Here is a 17,431-nt window from a genome sequence, read left to right as displayed (position 1 = left end):
CCTACAGCAGGCTCCAGAATGCATCGATAAGCGGCTCATTGAGCCGCTTTTTTTGAACGCAAACGCCCAGTTCGAACGGTGCAACTGATTCGATATTCTCCAGCACCAGCACGCGATTACGTACCGGTTCAGGGCTGTTCTCCAGCACCACGTCCGGCAGCAACGCAATACCGCAGCCCAGTGCCACCATCGACACAATCGCCTCATGCCCGGATACCGTGGCGTAAATCAGCGGATTGGCAATGCGTTGGCGGCGGAACCATAAGTCGATACGCCGACGCGCCGGGCCTTGTTCCGGCAGGATAAATGGAATCTGCGACCAGTCAGGCTCCTCCTGAGTCGCCTGACTGCGCACCGGACAAGACAGCGCCGGTGCGATTAATACCAGCGGAATATAGCCGAGCGGCGTAAAGTCGATACTCCCCGGTAAGGTTTCCGGGCGTCCGGCAATGGCCAGATCCGCTTCGGCAGACTGGACCTTCTCCACTGCATCGGCGGCGTCACCGGTTGTCAGCTTAATTTCAACCAGTGGATGTTCAGCACGGAAGCGGTCAAGAATCGGTGGCAAATGGCTGTAGGCGGCGGTAACCGAGCAAAACAGCCGCATTTCACCGCTAAGCGACGGGCCGTTCTGACCGATAGCGTGGCGCAGTTGCTGATATTGCAACAAAGTATGCTGGGCGAACTGGCGCAGGCGTTCACCGGCATCGGTCAGCGTAACAGTACGGTTATCACGTAAAAACAGCGCCTGGCCAAGATCCTCTTCCAGACGCTGAATCTGGCGCGACAGCGTTGAAGGGCTGACGTGCATGGCGCGCGCCGAGCGGCCAAAATGGCGGCTTTCCGCCAGATGCAGGAAGAGTTTCAGGTCACGTAAATCCATGCGATGCGGGCCTCGTTTTTGCGTTGCAGTTCTTGCAATGTCACGTTGTTAATATATCAATTTAAGCAATGCATTTCCTGTCATATGATGGGGACAATTAACGGTGAGGCAAATAACCGCCACGCCACCAGAATAAATGATAAACACAACCTCATACGGAGTACCCATGGCTAACTATTTCAATACTTTGAACCTGCGCAACCAGTTAGCGCAATTAGGTAAATGTCGCTTTATGACGCGTGATGAATTTGCTGATGAAGCAAGCTACCTGAAAGGTAAAAAAGTCGTCATCGTTGGTTGTGGTGCTCAGGGCCTGAACCAGGGTCTGAACATGCGCGATTCTGGTCTGGATGTGGCTTACGCTCTGCGCGCAGAAGCGATTGCAGAGAAACGCGCATCATGGCGGAAAGCGACCGAAAACGGTTTCAAAGTAGGAACTTACGAAGATCTGATCCCACAGGCCGACCTGGTGGTTAACCTGACTCCGGACAAGCAGCACTCGGCGGTGGTTCAGGCGGTTCAGCCACTGATGAAAGATGGCGCAGCACTGGGCTATTCTCACGGCTTTAACATCGTTGAAGTGGGTGAGCAGGTTCGCAAAGACATCACCGTAGTGATGGTTGCGCCAAAATGTCCGGGCACCGAAGTGCGTGAAGAGTACAAACGTGGTTTCGGCGTCCCTACGCTGATCGCGGTTCACCCGGAAAACGATCCTAAAGGCGAAGGCATGGCGATTGCTAAAGCCTGGGCTGCGGCCACCGGCGGCCACCGTGCCGGCGTTCTGGAGTCTTCTTTCGTTGCTGAAGTGAAATCTGACCTGATGGGCGAGCAGACCATCCTGTGCGGCATGCTGCAGGCCGGTTCACTGCTGTGCTTCGACAAGCTGGTAGCAGAGGGCACAGACCCGGCTTACGCAGAAAAACTGATTCAGTTTGGCTGGGAAACCGTGACCGAAGCGCTGAAGCAGGGCGGTATCACCCTGATGATGGATCGCCTGTCTAACCCGGCGAAACTGCGTGCTTTCGCACTGTCTGAGCAGCTGAAAGAGATTATGGCGCCGCTGTTCCAGAAACATATGGATGACATCATTTCCGGTGAATTCTCCTCCGGCATGATGGCAGACTGGGCCAACGACGATAAGAAACTGCTGGGCTGGCGTGAAGAGACCGGTAAAACGGCATTTGAAATCGCTCCACAGTTCGACGGTAAGATTGCTGAGCAGGACTACTTCGATCAGGGCGTGCTGATGATTGCGATGGTCAAAGCGGGTGTTGAACTGGCATTCGAAACCATGGTTGATGCGGGCATCATTGAAGAGTCTGCTTACTATGAATCACTGCATGAACTGCCGCTGATTGCCAACACCATTGCACGTAAGCGTCTGTATGAAATGAACGTGGTTATCTCTGATACCGCAGAATATGGTAACTACCTGTTCTCTTATGCAGCAGTGCCACTGCTGAAAGAGTTTATGACCACATTGCAGGCTGGCGATCTGGGCAAAGCAGTGGCTACCACGACAGTGGATAACGCACAGCTGCGTGATGTTAACGAAGCGATTCGCAATCATCCAATCGAATCAGTTGGCCGCAAACTGCGTGGCTATATGACCGATATGAAACGTATTGCGGTAGCGGGCTAAATCAGGGCGGCGTAAACGCCGCCTTTACAAGGCGCCCTCGGGCGCCTTTTTTAATTGCGGTACAACACTTTAATGATGTGGTAACCGAACTGCGTGTGCAGGGGACCGTAAGGTTCCAGCAGCGGGCAGGAGAACACCACTTTATCAAAAGCAGGAACCATCGCCCCTTGCTTGAACTCACCTAAATGTCCGCCTTTTTTGCCTGACGGGCAGGTGGAGTGCTTCTTCGCCAGCTTCTCGAAGTCGCCGCCATTTTTCAGTTGCTCCAGAATATCCAGAGCCTGTTTCTCTTCCTTAACAAGGATATGCAATGCTGCCGCGGTTTTTGCCATTATCGTACCTTGAGTCTTAGGGTTTCCGCTCGCTATACTACCACGCTATTATTTCTTCCCTCCGCAATTTCATTGAGTGACTTCCCCTATGCGTCTGAATCCTGGCCAACAACAAGCGGTAGAATTTGTCACCGGACCTTGTCTGGTGCTGGCGGGAGCGGGTTCCGGCAAGACGCGGGTGATAACCAATAAGATTGCCCATCTGATCCGTGAATGCGGTTACCAGGCGCGCCATATTGCGGCGGTGACTTTTACCAATAAAGCCTCGCGCGAAATGAAAGAGCGTGTGGCGCAAACCCTTGGCCGCAAAGAAGCGCGCGGGCTGATGATTTCCACATTCCATACGCTGGGGCTGGAAATTATTAAACGCGAGTATGCGGCGCTGGGAATGAAATCCAACTTCTCGCTGTTTGACGATCAGGATCAGCTGGCGCTGTTAAAAGATCTGACGGAAGAGTGGCTGGAGAATGATAAAAATCTGCTGCAACAGCTGATCTCGACCATCTCCAACTGGAAAAACGATCTGATCGATCCTCCACGCGCTGCGGCGCAGGTCAGCGGTGAGCGAGATAAAATCTTTGCGCATTGTTATGCGTTATACGATCGTCACCTGAAGTCCTGCAATGTGCTGGATTTTGACGATCTGATTTTGCTGCCGACCTTGCTGCTGCAACGTAATGAAGAGGTGCGTGAGCGCTGGCAACAGCGTATTCGCTACCTGCTGGTGGATGAATATCAGGATACCAACACCAGCCAGTACGAACTGGTCAAGCTGCTGGTGGGATCGCGCGCGCGTTTTACCGTCGTGGGCGACGACGACCAGTCGATTTACTCCTGGCGCGGTGCGCGGCCGCAAAATCTGGTATTGCTGAAAGAAGATTTCCCGGCATTGCAGGTGATCAAGCTGGAGCAGAACTATCGTTCCTCCGAGCGTATTCTGAAAGCGGCTAATATCCTGATTGCCAACAACCCGCACGTGTTTGAAAAGCGACTGTTTTCCGAACTGGGCTACGGTGCAGAGTTGAAAGTGGTGACGGCCAACCATGAAGAGCATGAGGCGGAGCGTGTCACCGGCGAGCTGATCGCCCATCACTTTATTAATAAAACGCAGTATAAAGATTACGCCATTCTTTATCGCGGCAATCACCAGTCGCGGGTATTTGAAAAAATGCTGATGCAGAACCGGATCCCTTATCGTATCTCGGGCGGCACCTCATTTTTCTCGCGTCCGGAAATTAAGGACCTGCTGGCCTATCTGCGCATTCTTACTAATGCTGATGACGACAGTGCTTTTCTGCGCATTGTGAACACGCCACGGCGCGAAATTGGCCCGGCGACGCTGCAGAAGCTGGGAGAGTGGGCGATGCTGCGCAACAAGAGCCTGTTAAGCGCCAGCTTTGATATGGGGCTTAGCCAGACGTTAACCGGGCGGGGTCTTGAATCCTTGCAGCGTTTCACCGGCTGGTTACAGGAAATTGCCCGTCTGGCAGAGCGTGAGCCGATTGAGGCGGTGCGGGATTTGATTCGCGGTATCGACTATGAAAGCTGGCTATTTGAAACCTCGGCCAGTCCTAAAGCGGCTGAAATGCGCATGAAAAACGTCAATACCCTGTTCCAGTGGATGTCGGAAATGCTGGAAGGCAGCGATATAGACGAGCCGATGAGTTTAACTCAGGTGGTGACGCGCTTTACGCTGCGCGACATGATGGAGCGTGGCGAAAGCGATGAAGAGCTTGATCAGGTTCAGCTGATGACATTGCACGCCTCTAAAGGCCTGGAGTTCCCGTACGTTTATCTGGTTGGTATGGAAGAGGGGCTGCTGCCGCATCAGAGCAGTATTGATGAAGATAACGTCGAGGAAGAGCGCCGTCTGGCCTATGTTGGTATCACCCGCGCGCAGAAAGAGCTGACCTTTACTTTGTGCCGCGAGCGCCGTCAGTATGGCGAAATGGTGCGGCCAGAGCCGAGCCGTTTTCTGCTGGAACTGCCGCAGGACGATCTGAAATGGGAAAGCGAACGTAAAGTGGTCAGCGCGCAAGAACGCATGCAAACTGGCCAGAGTCGGGTAGCCAATTTACGTGCGATGATTGATAAGGCGAAAGGCGGCTAGTCTCAGGAAATCGTTAGCGGCCAGTGAACATAACTCTGCCAGTGACTTTCCTGCTCGAGCAATTCAGCGCGTAAGGGATGCGCCTCCAGCCAGCCAGCGGGTAAGGTCAGATGCAAAGTGTCATCATCAGCCTGCAATCGTACCGCTGGCAGGGCATCATCACGACGTCGGCTGGCAAAAATAATCGCCAGTCGCAACAATCGGCACATACGCTCTGCCATACGCGGCGGTACGGCATTTTGTTGGCTTAATAGCGCCAGATCGATGCTGTTTCCCTGATTTTGTAGCAAAGTTGCCAGCAGTTTTTTCTGAGCGGGAGTATAGCCGGGCAGGTCAAGATGACGAACTAAATAGGCAGCATGTTGCGGTGCCTGTTTGAAATCGACGCTGAGGCCAATTTCGTGGATCAGGCTGGCACTTTCCAGCAGCTCCCGACATCGATCATCCAGCTTCCACTGCTGGTTCACCTGGCGGGAAAAAGTTTGCGCCAGCTGACGCACGCGCTCTGCCTGCTCGGCATCAATGGCAAAACGGCGCTGAACATTTTGCAGCGTGCGGCTGCGGATATCGCGGTCAACAGGCAGATGCAGCATGCCATACACCAGGCCTTCGCGCAGTGCGCCGCCTGCCAGCAACATGCTTTCAATATTCAGCTCCTGAAAAATGGCGATCAGAATCGATAAGCCACTCGGAAACACCAGCGCACGTTCCAGCGTAAGCCCTTCAATTTCAAGCTCTTCCAGTTTACCGCACTGAATAGCGCGCTGTTTTAGCTGCTGCAGTTTACTGAGAGTGATGCGCTCGTCCATTCCCTGCGCCACCATAATCTCCTGCAATGCCTGAACGGTGCCGGAAGCACCGACACAGACTTGCCAGCCGTGGCTTCGCAAGGTATCGGTTATGGGTTGAATCATGGCACGTGCTGCCTGTTCGGCCTGCTCAAAGTTCGCCTTGCCCAAATGGCGATCGGTGAAGTAGCGTTCCAGCCAGGTGACACAACCCATCGATAAACTGAACAGCGAGGTCGCTTGTGAACCACTGCCGGTGACCAGTTCGGTACTACCACCGCCAATATCCACCACTAAACGCCGATCGGAACCACCGGTAGTGTGAGCAACACCCTGATAAATCAGGCGCGCCTCTTCTTCGCCGGTGATAACGTTAATCGGGCAACCGAGAATTTCCCCGGCGGTATGCAGAAAGGCATCCGCGTTGGCTGCCAGACGCAGCGTGGCGGTTGCCACCACGCGAATCTGCTCTGGCGGAATGTCCTGCAACTGCTCGGAGAACAGTTTCAGACACTGCCAGCCGCGCGCCATCGCTTCATCCGACAGATGATTTTTCGGGTCGAGGCCCGCAGCGAGACGCACTTTACGCTTTATACGCGCAACGGTCTGGATATTGCCCGCCACCTCGCGCACCACTAACATATGAAAGCTGTTCGACCCGAGGTCTATTGCAGCATAGAGTGACGAGGTGCTTAGCATGGCTGACTTAACTCGAACGTTTACGGTTATTGTTGCGCGGCGCACTACCACGACGATTGTTGTTGTTACCACCCCGGCGCGGACCATTGCCTGAGCGATTACGCGTTAAGCGCTTCGGCGGTGGCAAATCGGTCATCAGCGCATCGCTGTTGTATTTACTGACCGGAATGCTGTGGCCGATATACTCTTCGATTGCCGGCAGGTTGAGTGCGTACTCTTCACAAGCGAGGCTAATCGAGTGACCGCTGGCGCCAGCACGACCGGTACGGCCGATGCGGTGCACGTAGTCTTCGCGATCGTCGGGCAAGTCGTAGTTAAACACGTGAGTCACGGCAGGGATATGCAAACCACGCGCGGCAACGTCGGTTGCGACCAGAATGTCTACATCACCTTTGGTGAAATCTTCAAGAATACGCAGGCGTTTTTTCTGCGCCACATCGCCGGTCAGCAAACCAACGCGATGCCCGTCAGCAGCCAGGTGGCCCCAGACGTCTTCACAGCGGTGTTTGGTGTTGGCAAACACGATCGCGCGATCTGGCCACTCTTCTTCCAGCAGCGTCTGTAATAAACGCATCTTCTCTTCGTTAGAAGGGTAGAACAGCTCTTCCTGAATGCGGTGGCCGGTTTTCTGCTCTGGCTCGACTTCAATGTACTCTGCGTTGTTCATATGTTCGAAAGCTAGCTCACGAACGCGCCAGGAGAGCGTGGCGGAGAACAGCATATTAAGACGCTGATTGGTGGCCGGCATACGGCGGAATAACCAGCGGATGTCTTTAATAAAACCAAGATCGAACATGCGATCGGCTTCATCGAGTACCACGACCTGAATGGCGCCGAGGTTGATATGGTTCTGCTTGGCATAGTCGATCAGACGACCAGTGGTGCCAATCAGCACGTCCACACCGCTTTCCAGCACTTTAAGCTGTTTATCGTAACCATCACCGCCGTAAGCCAGTCCTAATTTCAGGCCGGTAGACTTAGTCAGAGGTTCAGCATCAGCATGGATTTGCACGGCCAGTTCACGCGTTGGAGCCATGATTAGCGCGCGCGGTTGATTCACCTGGCGACCTTCAGCAGCCGGGTGAGAAAGAAGATGATGGAACGTTGACGTCAGAAACGCCATCGTTTTGCCGGTACCGGTTTGCGCCTGACCTGCTACATCACGCCCTTCGAGCGTGAAAGGTAATGCGAGCGCCTGGATAGGCGTGCAGTTATGAAACCCTTTACTTTCAAGGGCTTCAATCACCTGAGGGTGCAGGGCGAAGTCGGAAAACTTCTGTTCGGTTAAGTGTGTTTTGCTCATAGTGTGGTAGAATATCAGCTTACTATTGCTTTACGAAAGCGTATCCGGTGAAATAAAGTCAACCTAAGTTGGCAGATTTTACGCCAACCAGCCAGGCATAATCTTGTGGAGTAAGACATGAGCAGCGATAAAATTGTTCACCTGACCGATGACAGCTTCGAAACCGACGTCCTGAAAGCCGAAGGTTTAACGCTGGTTGATTTCTGGGCAGAGTGGTGTGGCCCATGCAAAATGATTGCACCGATTCTGGATGAAGTCGCTGACGAGTACGAAGGTAAGCTGACTATCGCGAAGCTGAATATCGATGAAAACCCAGGCACTGCGCCTAAGTACGGTATTCGCGGCATCCCGACACTGTTGTTATTCAAAAACGGTGAAGTGGCAGCAACTAAAGTTGGCGCACTGTCTAAAGGCCAACTGAAAGAGTTCCTGAACGCAAATCTGGGCTAAACCCTGGTCGGCTCTGGCGGTCTTCTTAATTTTACGCAGACCGCTAGACGCCCGGCTTTAAGCGTGCTAACTTACTTTTACTGCATTGCAAACTTACTTACCTGTAGTTTGAATCTTAGATTTTCCCTTGTTGAATACTGTATTTCGCACCGAAATTTTCAGGCATTCAGCAATCTGACGGCTAGCATCAATAATTTCCGGCATCGCGTTCCAACCGTCTCCTCGTTTTCAGATCAGCATTTTCCTGCAAATGATCGCCGAGCGGACAACGGAAACAGTGCCATATAACAGGCATGGACGATATTGCCATACCATTCACGACAATCATTTCGAGATTTACCCCGAGTTTAAGAACCCACCATTATGAATCTTACCGAATTAAAAAATACGCCGGTTTCTGATCTGATAACTCTCGGCGAAAATATGGGGCTGGAAAACCTGGCCCGCATGCGCAAACAGGACATCATTTTCGCCATCCTTAAGCAGCATGCAAAAAGCGGCGAAGATATCTTCGGCGATGGCGTATTGGAGATATTGCAGGACGGATTTGGTTTCCTCCGTTCTGGAGACAGCTCCTACCTCGCCGGTCCCGATGATATCTACGTTTCTCCCAGCCAAATCCGCCGTTTTAACCTCCGCACTGGTGATACCATTTCAGGCAAAATTCGTCCGCCAAAAGAGGGCGAGCGTTACTTTGCACTGCTGAAAGTTAATGAGGTTAACTACGACAAACCAGAAAACGCGCGTAGCAAAATTCTGTTTGAGAACTTAACGCCGCTGCACGCTAACTCTCGTCTGCGTATGGAGCGTGGTAATGGTTCTACCGAAGATTTAACCGCACGTGTACTCGACCTGGCTTCGCCAATCGGTCGTGGCCAGCGTGGTTTGATCGTCGCACCGCCTAAAGCGGGTAAAACCATGCTGCTGCAGAACATCGCGCAGAGCATTGCCTACAATCACCCTGATTGTGTGCTGATGGTATTGCTGATCGACGAACGTCCGGAAGAAGTGACCGAAATGCAGCGTCTGGTTAAGGGTGAAGTGATTGCTTCCACCTTTGATGAGCCGGCTTCACGTCACGTGCAGGTTGCCGAGATGGTTATCGAGAAAGCCAAGCGTCTGGTTGAACACAAGAAAGATGTGATCATCCTGCTTGACTCCATTACCCGTCTGGCGCGTGCTTATAACACCGTTGTACCGGCTTCCGGTAAAGTGTTAACCGGTGGTGTGGATGCTAACGCCCTGCATCGTCCGAAGCGTTTCTTCGGTGCTGCGCGTAACGTGGAAGAGGGCGGAAGCCTGACCATCATCGCGACCGCACTGGTTGATACCGGTTCGAAGATGGATGAAGTGATTTACGAAGAGTTTAAAGGCACCGGTAACATGGAGCTGCATCTCGCCCGTAAAATTGCTGAAAAACGCGTCTTCCCGGCTATTGACTATAATCGCTCGGGTACCCGTAAAGAAGAGCTGCTGACTTCCCAGGAAGAGCTGCAGAAAATGTGGATCCTGCGTAAGATTATTCACCCGATGGGTGAGATCGATGCGATGGAGTTCCTCATCAATAAGTTGGCGATGACGAAAACCAACGACGAATTCTTCGATATGATGAAGCGCTCCTGAAAAACAGAAAAATCCCGCAAATCGCCACGCTCAGACGTGGCGTTTTTCGTTTATGGGCTATACGATATGTGTGCCAGTCTGATTAGTCAGGCAGCAGCGTATTAGATTCAATCGTAATTTGAATGACTATTAGCCCTTATTCTTTTGCGCTTTCTTTCAGTATTCGCTGATGGATTGTTCACGGGAATAGCGGTTAACTATTCAAATGGGCACCGGGCCCGCATATAAAATGATGGTAAGGATGGCGTTAAAGTATTTGCCCTTCGCCATTGCAGGATTTCAGAATCGGGTATGATTTTTGCATACATAATGCAGGTCGACCTGAGATTCTTTGCTGAGAGCTGTTAATGTGAATTTACTCACGATGAGTACTGAGCTTGCTTCAATATTTTTGTTTTCACTGGTATTTCTGTTTTTTGCGCGAAAAGTAGCTAAAAAAATTGGACTGGTGGACAAGCCAAACTACCGCAAGCGCCATCAGGGTGTGATCCCACTTGTTGGTGGTATTTCAGTCTACGCAGGGATTTGCTTTACCTTTTCAATCACCAATTATTACGTTCCGCATGCCTGGCTCTATCTGAGCTGCGCTGGCGTGTTGGTGCTGATCGGTGCGCTGGACGATCGCTATGATATTAGCGTGAAGCTGCGCGCCTCGGTACAGGCGCTGATTGCGGTTGTGATGATGTATTACGGTAATCTCTACCTGCTAAGCCTTGGCCATATCTTTGGCTCCTGGGAGCTGGTCGTCGGGCCATTTGGTTATGTGCTGACGCTGTTTGCCGTATGGGCGGCGATTAACGCCTTTAACATGGTAGACGGCATTGACGGTCTGCTTGGCGGCCTGTCGTGCGTCACCTTTGCCGCTATCGGCATCATCCTGTTTATCGACGGGCAGCTCAGTCTGGCAATGTGGTGCTTCGCGATGATTGCTGCCATCGTGCCCTATATCATGCTTAATCTCGGCACCTTTGGCAGACGCTATAAAGTGTTTATGGGTGACGCAGGCAGTACGCTGATTGGTTTCACCATTATCTGGATTTTACTGGAAACAACTCAGGGCGAGACACACCCGATTACTCCGGTGACCGCACTGTGGCTGATCGCCATTCCCTTGATGGACATGATTGCCATCATGTACCGCCGGCTGCGTAAGGGGATGAGTCCATTCTCTGCCGATCGCCAGCATATTCATCATCTGATCATGCGTGCGGGTTTTACCTCTCGTCAGGCTTTTGTTCTGATCACGCTGGCAGCCGCGCTGTTGGCTGGCATTGGCGTGATGGGCGAGTATCTCAAATTTATTCCTGAATGGGTGATGTTGGCACTCTTCTTGCTTGCATTTGCGTTGTATGGCTACTGCATTAAGCGCGCCTGGAGAGTGGCTCGTTTTATCAAACGTATGAAGCGCAGAATGCGCAACTCGAGTGCCAATAAGAAAATTTCCTGAATAAACCAGGTAAAGGACGCCATGAAAACAGAACCTGAAAATATGTCACGCTCGGCCACTGTGGATAATGAGTTAGATATTCGCGGTCTTTGCTGCACGTTATGGCGAGGAAAACCATGGATTATCGGTCTGGCGTTACTGTTTATCGCTGTCGCCTTTATCTATTCACTGTTAGTGAAGCAAGAGTGGAGCACTACCGCGATTACTGACCGCCCGACGGTCAATATGCTGGGTGGTTACTACTCCCAGCAACAGTTCCTGCGTAATCTTGATGCGCGTACCAGTTCGATGGCGGTTGCGCCGCAACCGACGGTGATGGATGACGCCTATCAGGAATTCGTGATGCAGTTGTCAGCTTATGACACGCGCCGCGACTTCTGGCTGCAGACCGATTATTACCAGCATCGTAAAAGTGGTAACAACAAAAATGATGCGGCTTTGCTGGATGAAATGGTCAACAATATTCAGTTTACTGCCGCCGATGCGACGAAAAATATTAGTGATAGCGTCAAGCTGGTGGCTGAAACTGCGGCAGATGCCAACAACCTGCTGCGTCAGTATGTCGCCTTCGCCAGCCAGCGTTCAGCGCGCCATCTTAATGAAGAGCTGAGTGGGGCCTGGGCGGCGCGAACTATTCAGTTAAAAGCGCAGGTGAAACGTCAGGAAGCGGTGGCAAAGGCGATTTACGATCGCCAGGTTAATGCGGTGCAGCAGGGGCTGAAAATTGCCCAGCAGCAAGGAATTAATCAGACCAAAACCGATACCCCTTCTGAGCAACTACCCGATTCCGAACTGTTCCTGCTGGGACGTCCAATGTTGCAGGCGCGTTTAGAAAATCTTGAGGCCAGCGGCCCAAGCTACGATCTGGATTACGATCAAAACCGGGCGATGCTGTCGACGCTGGATGTGGGCCCAACGCTGGATGCCAAATTCCAGACGTATCGCTATCTGCGGACGCCTGAGGAGCCTGTTAAGCGCGACAGTCCGCGTCGCCTGTTCTTAATGATTATGTGGGGTGCAGTGGGTGCGCTAATTGGCGCAGGCGTTGCGCTGGTACGTCGACCACGCGCTTAATTGCGCGCTTACCTGATTCCGTACTAACGGCAGACGAATTAAGAGAGCTACAGTGAAAGTATTGACTGTTTTCGGCACGCGCCCGGAAGCCATTAAAATGGCGCCGCTGGTCCATGCTTTATCTCAGGATCCGCAAATTGACTCGCGTCTCTGCGTCACCGCCCAGCATCGGGAGATGCTGGACCAGGTGTTGCGCTTGTTTTCGCTGACGCCGGATTACGATCTGAATATTATGCGTCCCGAGCAGGGGCTGACCGAAATTACCTGCCGTATTCTGGAAGGATTAAAGTCAGTTTTTGCTGATTTTAAACCTGATGTGGTGCTGGTACATGGTGATACCACTACCACCATGGCGGCCAGCCTCGCCGCGTTCTATCACCGTATTCCTGTCGGTCATGTCGAAGCCGGTCTGCGCACTGGCGATCTCTGGTCTCCCTGGCCAGAAGAGGGCAACCGCAAACTTACCGGACATTTAGCCAGCTTACATTTCACACCAACTGAGAACTCCCGGCAGAACTTGCTGCGCGAAAACGTACCCGGAGAGCGTGTTTTTGTCACCGGCAATACGGTAATCGACGCGCTGTTCTGGGTGCGTGACCAGGTGCTGAAAGATAACTCGTTCCGTGAAAAGCTGGCCAGCCGCTATCCGTTTTTATCGGCCGATAAGAAGATGATTCTGGTTACTGGCCATCGCCGCGAGAGCTTCGGTGAGGGTTTTGAGCGTATCTGCCACGCGCTGGCGGAAATCGCCCGTTTGCATCCGGACGTGCAGATTGTCTATCCGGTTCATCTTAATCCCAACGTCAGTGAACCGGTCAATCGTATCCTGAAGGATATCGACAATATCGCGCTGATAGAGCCGCAGGAGTATCTGCCCTTTGTCTGGCTGATGCACCGTTCATGGCTGATTCTTACCGACTCCGGTGGCATTCAGGAAGAAGCGCCATCGCTGGGCAAGCCGGTGCTGGTAATGCGTGAAACGACGGAGCGACCTGAAGCGGTTGAGGCTGGAACGGTTCGCCTGGTCGGCACCGATGTGGAGCGGATTGTGTCAGAAGTAAACCGCCTGCTGACCGATGAAGATGAATATCATGCAATGAGTCGCGCGCACAATCCCTACGGTGATGGTCATGCCTGCGAGCGCATCGTGCAGGCTCTGAAAAATAATCGAGTAACCCTATGAGTTTTGACACCATTTCAGTTATTGGTCTGGGCTATATTGGCCTGCCAACCGCCGCAGCCTTTGCCTCCCACCAGAAAAAAGTTATCGGCATTGATATTAATCAGCGTGCAGTGGATACCATAAATCGCGGCGAAATCCATATTGTCGAGCCAGATCTTGACCGCGTGGTGAAAAGTGCAGTGGAAGGGGGTTATTTGCAGGCGGCAGTTGAGCCGAGAGCCGCCGACGCCTTTTTGATCGCGGTGCCTACGCCATTTAAGGGCGATCATCAGCCGGATATGCGTTACGTGCAGGCTGCGGCGCTGTCGCTGGCGGAGGTGCTGAAAAAGGGCGACCTGGTGATTCTCGAATCCACCTCGCCGGTCGGTGCCACCGAGCAAATGGCTGAGTGGCTGGCGGAAGCCCGCCCCGATCTGACCTTTCCGCAGCAGGCTGGCGAGCAGGCCGATATCAACATCGCTTACTGTCCGGAGCGCGTATTGCCGGGTCAGGTGATGGTAGAACTGATCAAAAACGATCGGGTAATCGGTGGCATGTCGCCGGTCTGCTCGGCGCGTGCCAGCGAACTGTATAACATCTTTCTTGAAGGGGAGTGCGTCATCACCAATGCGCGCACCGCCGAGATGTGTAAGCTGACAGAAAATAGCTTCCGCGACGTTAACATTGCTTTTGCCAATGAATTATCACTAATTTGTGCCGATCAGGGGATTAACGTCTGGGAACTGATTGCGCTGGCGAACCGCCATCCGCGCGTCAATATTTTACAGCCTGGGCCGGGCGTCGGGGGGCACTGCATCGCGGTTGATCCGTGGTTTATCGTGGCACAAAACCCGACGCAGGCGCGACTGATTCGTACCGCTCGTGAAGTCAACGATGCGAAACCGCATTGGGTGCTGGATCAGGTGAAGCGCACGGTGGCTGATTGCCTGGCACACTGCGACAAGCGTGCCAGTGAGCTGAAAGTGGCCTGTTTTGGTCTGGCCTTCAAACCGAATATCGACGATCTGCGTGAAAGCCCGGCGATGACCGTCGCCCATCTGATAGCCGGCTGGAATGCCGGTGAAACCTGGGTGGTGGAGCCGAATGTAGAAAGTATTCCGGACAAACTGGCAAATGAAGCAACGCTGGTATCGGTAGAGACCGCGTTGCAGCAGGCTGATGTACTGGTGATGCTAGTCGACCATCAACAATTTAAAGCGATTGATAGCGCGCAGATTAGCCAGCAGTGGATTGTTGATACTAAAGGGGTCTGGCGTTGAAACGCATCCTTGTAACCGGCGGTGCCGGATTTATCGGTTCAGCCGTGGTGAGGCATATTCTCACTGCAACCGATGATAGCGTGGTGGTCGTCGATAAACTCAGCTATGCCGGTAACCTGGCTTCACTGGCTCCGGTTGCTGATGATCCGCGTTTTGCCTTCGAACAGGTTGATATATGCGACCGCGCGGCGCTGGATCGGGTTATGGCTCAGTATCAGCCGGATGCGATTATGCACCTGGCTGCTGAAAGCCATGTAGACCGTTCAATTGATGGCCCGGTGGCCTTTATTGAAACCAATATTATCGGTACCTACCAACTGTTAGAAGCGGCGCGCCACTACTGGTCGGCCCTGGACGCGGAAAAAAAAGACGCGTTTATCTTCCATCATATCTCGACCGATGAAGTGTTTGGCGATCTGCACGATGGCGACGCGCTGTTTACTGAAAGCACACCTTACGCGCCAAGCAGTCCCTATTCCGCCAGCAAAGCCAGCAGCGACCATTTGGTTCGTGCCTGGCTGCGCACTTACGGTTTGCCGGTGGTGATCACCAACTGCTCGAATAATTACGGGCCGTATCACTTCCCGGAAAAATTGATTCCACTGATGATCATCAACGCGCTGGCGGGTAAAGCGCTGCCGGTGTATGGCAACGGCGGACAAATTCGTGACTGGCTGTATGTTGAAGATCATGCGCGGGCGCTCTATCTGGTCGTCACGCAGGGCCGGGTTGGCGAGACCTACAATATCGGTGGGCATAATGAACGCCGTAATATTGAAGTGGTTGAAACACTGTGCGCGCTGCTGGAAGAGCTGGCACCGGAAAAACCGGCGGGCATCAGTCATTACCGTGATTTGATCACCTTTGTTACCGACCGTCCGGGCCATGATTTACGCTATGCGATTGACGCCAGCAAAATCGATCGCGAACTGGGCTGGCGACCTCAGGAAACATTCGAAAGCGGGATGCGTAAAACCGTCAGCTGGTTTTTAACTAACGAAAGCTGGTGGCAAAACATTTTGAATGGCAGTTACAAGCTCGAACGGCTTGGCTTGTCCCGGTAGACGCAACAGTGAGGAGCTGGCGATGAAAGGTATCATTCTGGCAGGCGGTTCGGGTACGCGTCTGCATCCCATCACCCGGGGAATCTCGAAGCAGCTGTTGCCGGTCTATGATAAGCCGATGATTTATTACCCGCTGTCCGTGCTGATGCTGGCGGGGATTCGCGAAATCATGATTATCACCACGCCGCAGGATAAGGCGCAGTATCAGAATCTGCTGGGTAACGGCGACGAGTTTGGTATTCATCTGCACTATGCCGAACAGCCGAATCCTGATGGTCTGGCACAGGCATTTATTATTGGTGAGGAGTTTATCGGCGACGACGCTTGCTGTCTGGTGCTCGGCGATAATATCTATTTCGGGCAGGGGTTTAGTCCGAAACTGCGCAATGTTGCAGCGCGTACCCAGGGCGCGACGGTATTTGGTTATCAGGTGATGGATCCGGAACGATTTGGCGTGGTTGAATTCGATGACAACTTCCGCGCGTTGTCGCTGGAAGAGAAGCCGAAACAGCCGAAATCCAACTGGGCCGTGACCGGGCTCTATTTCTATGACAATCAGGTCGTGGAGTTTGCCAAACAGGTCAAACCATCCGAACGTGGCGAGCTGGAAATCACCTCAATCAATCAGATGTACCTTGAGCGTGGTGAACTGACGGTTGAGCTGCTGGGACGGGGCTTTGCCTGGCTGGATACCGGCACCCACGACAGCCTGATTGAAGCCAGCACCTTTGTGCAGACGGTGGAAAAACGTCAGGGCTTTAAAATTGCCTGTCTGGAAGAAATTGGCTGGCGTAATGGCTGGCTGGATGATGAGGGCGTGCGGCGTGCCGCACAGGCGCTGGTGAAAACCGGTTATGGCAAATATCTGTTGGATCTGCTTCATGCCCGTCCTCGCCAGTATTAAACCCCTTGAGTGGGAAAACAACTTTTTCGCCCTGAACAGTGGCCTGCTGGATCTGAGCGGCACGCAGCCGCTCGGCCCTGAACAGCTGTCCGCTTTTGATGTAGTGCAGGCCAAACTTTATAGCCATCAGACGGCAGAAATTGATGCCCTGAGCGCGCTGGGCTTTCAGTTAGTCGAAGGCGAAGTCGATTTAGCGCTGACCATTAGCGGTGCTCAACGACAAGCTGGCATTCGTATTGCACGCCCCGAACATATTGCTCAGCTGCGTGATGTTGCCAGCGAGGCATTCTCACAGAGCCGTTTTCGTGCGCCCTGGTATCAACCGGGTGACAGCGGGCGCTTTTATGCGCAGTGGATTGAGAATGCGGTACGCGGTAGCTTTGACCACCAGTGTCTGCTGGCAGTTGATGAGGCGGGGTCAATCGAAGGGTTTGTTTCACTGCGTGAGCTTGGCGACGCTGAAGCGCGTATCGGCCTGCTGGCCAGCCTGCCACCAGCGCGTGGTAAAGGTGTTGGCAAGCGGCTGGTACAGGCGGCAGCGGACTGGTGTCAGGCCCGTCGACTGACGCGTTTGCGCGTGGCGACTCAACTCAGCAATCTCGCCGCACTGCGGCTCTATCTTGCCAGCGGTGCCAGCGTTGAGAGCACCGCTTACTGGCTATACAGGTAA

At 53.0% G+C, this 17,431-nt stretch carries 15 protein-coding genes; 11 read left to right on the top strand and 4 right to left on the bottom strand.

What is annotated here, in order from left to right:
- Window position 1 precedes the first annotated feature (1 nt).
- Complete coding sequence (ilvY, locus tag RIN69_RS21450) at window positions 2–883, bottom strand: HTH-type transcriptional activator IlvY (protein WP_313854445.1); 882 nt, start codon at window positions 881–883, stop codon at window positions 2–4.
- 166 nt (window positions 884–1,049) lie between these two features.
- Between ilvY and ilvC the strand changes: the two genes are divergently transcribed.
- The gene (ilvC, locus tag RIN69_RS21445; RefSeq protein WP_313854443.1) at window positions 1,050–2,525 is read left to right on the top strand and encodes a ketol-acid reductoisomerase; all 1,476 of its coding nucleotides are present in this window, start codon (window positions 1,050–1,052) and stop codon (window positions 2,523–2,525) included.
- Window positions 2,526–2,575: 50 nt separating this feature from the next.
- On the opposite strand, the gene ppiC is transcribed toward ilvC, so the two are convergent.
- The gene (ppiC, locus tag RIN69_RS21440) at window positions 2,576–2,857 is read right to left on the bottom strand and encodes a peptidylprolyl isomerase PpiC (RefSeq protein ID WP_052900528.1); all 282 of its coding nucleotides are present in this window, start codon (window positions 2,855–2,857) and stop codon (window positions 2,576–2,578) included.
- An 88-nt stretch (window positions 2,858–2,945) separates the two neighbouring features.
- On the opposite strand from ppiC, the gene rep reads away from it, so the two are divergent.
- Window positions 2,946–4,967, top strand: coding sequence for a DNA helicase Rep (gene rep / locus RIN69_RS21435; protein ID WP_313854440.1), 2,022 nt, complete (start codon window positions 2,946–2,948; stop codon window positions 4,965–4,967).
- Between the two features lie 2 nt (window positions 4,968–4,969).
- Here rep and gppA read toward each other — a convergent pair whose 3' ends face one another.
- Window positions 4,970–6,454, bottom strand: coding sequence for a guanosine-5'-triphosphate,3'-diphosphate diphosphatase (gene gppA / locus RIN69_RS21430; RefSeq protein ID WP_313854439.1), 1,485 nt, complete (start codon window positions 6,452–6,454; stop codon window positions 4,970–4,972).
- Window positions 6,455–6,461: 7 nt separating this feature from the next.
- Window positions 6,462–7,757 (bottom strand): ATP-dependent RNA helicase RhlB, encoded by a 1,296-nt coding sequence (gene rhlB, locus RIN69_RS21425; RefSeq protein WP_313854438.1) that lies wholly within the window; start codon window positions 7,755–7,757, stop codon window positions 6,462–6,464.
- A 117-nt stretch (window positions 7,758–7,874) separates the two neighbouring features.
- Between rhlB and trxA the strand changes: the two genes are divergently transcribed.
- The 9 genes from trxA to rffC all read left to right on the top strand — a co-directional run bounded on the left by trxA (window position 7,875) and on the right by rffC (window position 17,431).
- Window positions 7,875–8,207, top strand: a complete 333-nt coding sequence (gene trxA, locus RIN69_RS21420; RefSeq protein WP_313854435.1) for a thioredoxin TrxA — start codon at window positions 7,875–7,877, stop codon at window positions 8,205–8,207.
- Window positions 8,208–8,570: 363 nt separating this feature from the next.
- Window positions 8,571–9,830, top strand: coding sequence for a transcription termination factor Rho (gene rho / locus RIN69_RS21415; RefSeq protein ID WP_052900533.1), 1,260 nt, complete (start codon window positions 8,571–8,573; stop codon window positions 9,828–9,830).
- A 349-nt stretch (window positions 9,831–10,179) separates the two neighbouring features.
- Window positions 10,180–11,277 carry a UDP-N-acetylglucosamine--undecaprenyl-phosphate N-acetylglucosaminephosphotransferase gene (wecA, locus tag RIN69_RS21410; protein WP_313854428.1) on the top strand — a complete coding sequence of 366 codons (1,098 nt, stop codon included), beginning with the start codon at window positions 10,180–10,182 and terminating at the stop codon, window positions 11,275–11,277.
- A gap of 21 nt (window positions 11,278–11,298) precedes the next feature.
- Window positions 11,299–12,351: an ECA polysaccharide chain length modulation protein gene (gene wzzE, locus RIN69_RS21405; protein ID WP_313854426.1), complete on the top strand. Its 1,053-nt coding sequence runs from the start codon at window positions 11,299–11,301 to the stop codon at window positions 12,349–12,351.
- A gap of 52 nt (window positions 12,352–12,403) precedes the next feature.
- Window positions 12,404–13,534, top strand: coding sequence for a non-hydrolyzing UDP-N-acetylglucosamine 2-epimerase (gene wecB, locus RIN69_RS21400; protein ID WP_313854424.1), 1,131 nt, complete (start codon window positions 12,404–12,406; stop codon window positions 13,532–13,534).
- Window positions 13,531–14,793: a UDP-N-acetyl-D-mannosamine dehydrogenase gene (gene wecC / locus RIN69_RS21395; RefSeq protein WP_313854421.1), complete on the top strand. Its 1,263-nt coding sequence runs from the start codon at window positions 13,531–13,533 to the stop codon at window positions 14,791–14,793. The genes wecB and wecC overlap by 4 nt, the downstream gene beginning before the upstream one ends.
- Entirely contained in the window at window positions 14,790–15,857 is a 1,068-nt protein-coding gene (rffG, locus tag RIN69_RS21390) for a dTDP-glucose 4,6-dehydratase (protein ID WP_313854419.1), read from the top strand. The genes wecC and rffG overlap by 4 nt, the downstream gene beginning before the upstream one ends.
- Window positions 15,858–15,879: 22 nt before the next feature.
- A complete protein-coding gene (rfbA, locus tag RIN69_RS21385; RefSeq protein WP_313854417.1) occupies window positions 15,880–16,761 on the top strand; it encodes a glucose-1-phosphate thymidylyltransferase RfbA in 882 nt (293 codons plus the stop codon).
- Window positions 16,739–17,431: a dTDP-4-amino-4,6-dideoxy-D-galactose acyltransferase gene (rffC, locus tag RIN69_RS21380; protein WP_313854415.1), complete on the top strand. Its 693-nt coding sequence runs from the start codon at window positions 16,739–16,741 to the stop codon at window positions 17,429–17,431. Before rfbA ends, rffC begins: the two co-directional genes overlap by 23 nt.

Origin of the sequence: Winslowiella toletana (assembly GCF_032164335.1) — a bacterium.
Classification (GTDB): domain Bacteria; phylum Pseudomonadota; class Gammaproteobacteria; order Enterobacterales; family Enterobacteriaceae; genus Erwinia; species Erwinia toletana_A.
Note: the sequence above shows the minus strand (reverse complement) of the source record. Positions and strands in the feature narration are given on the sequence as shown.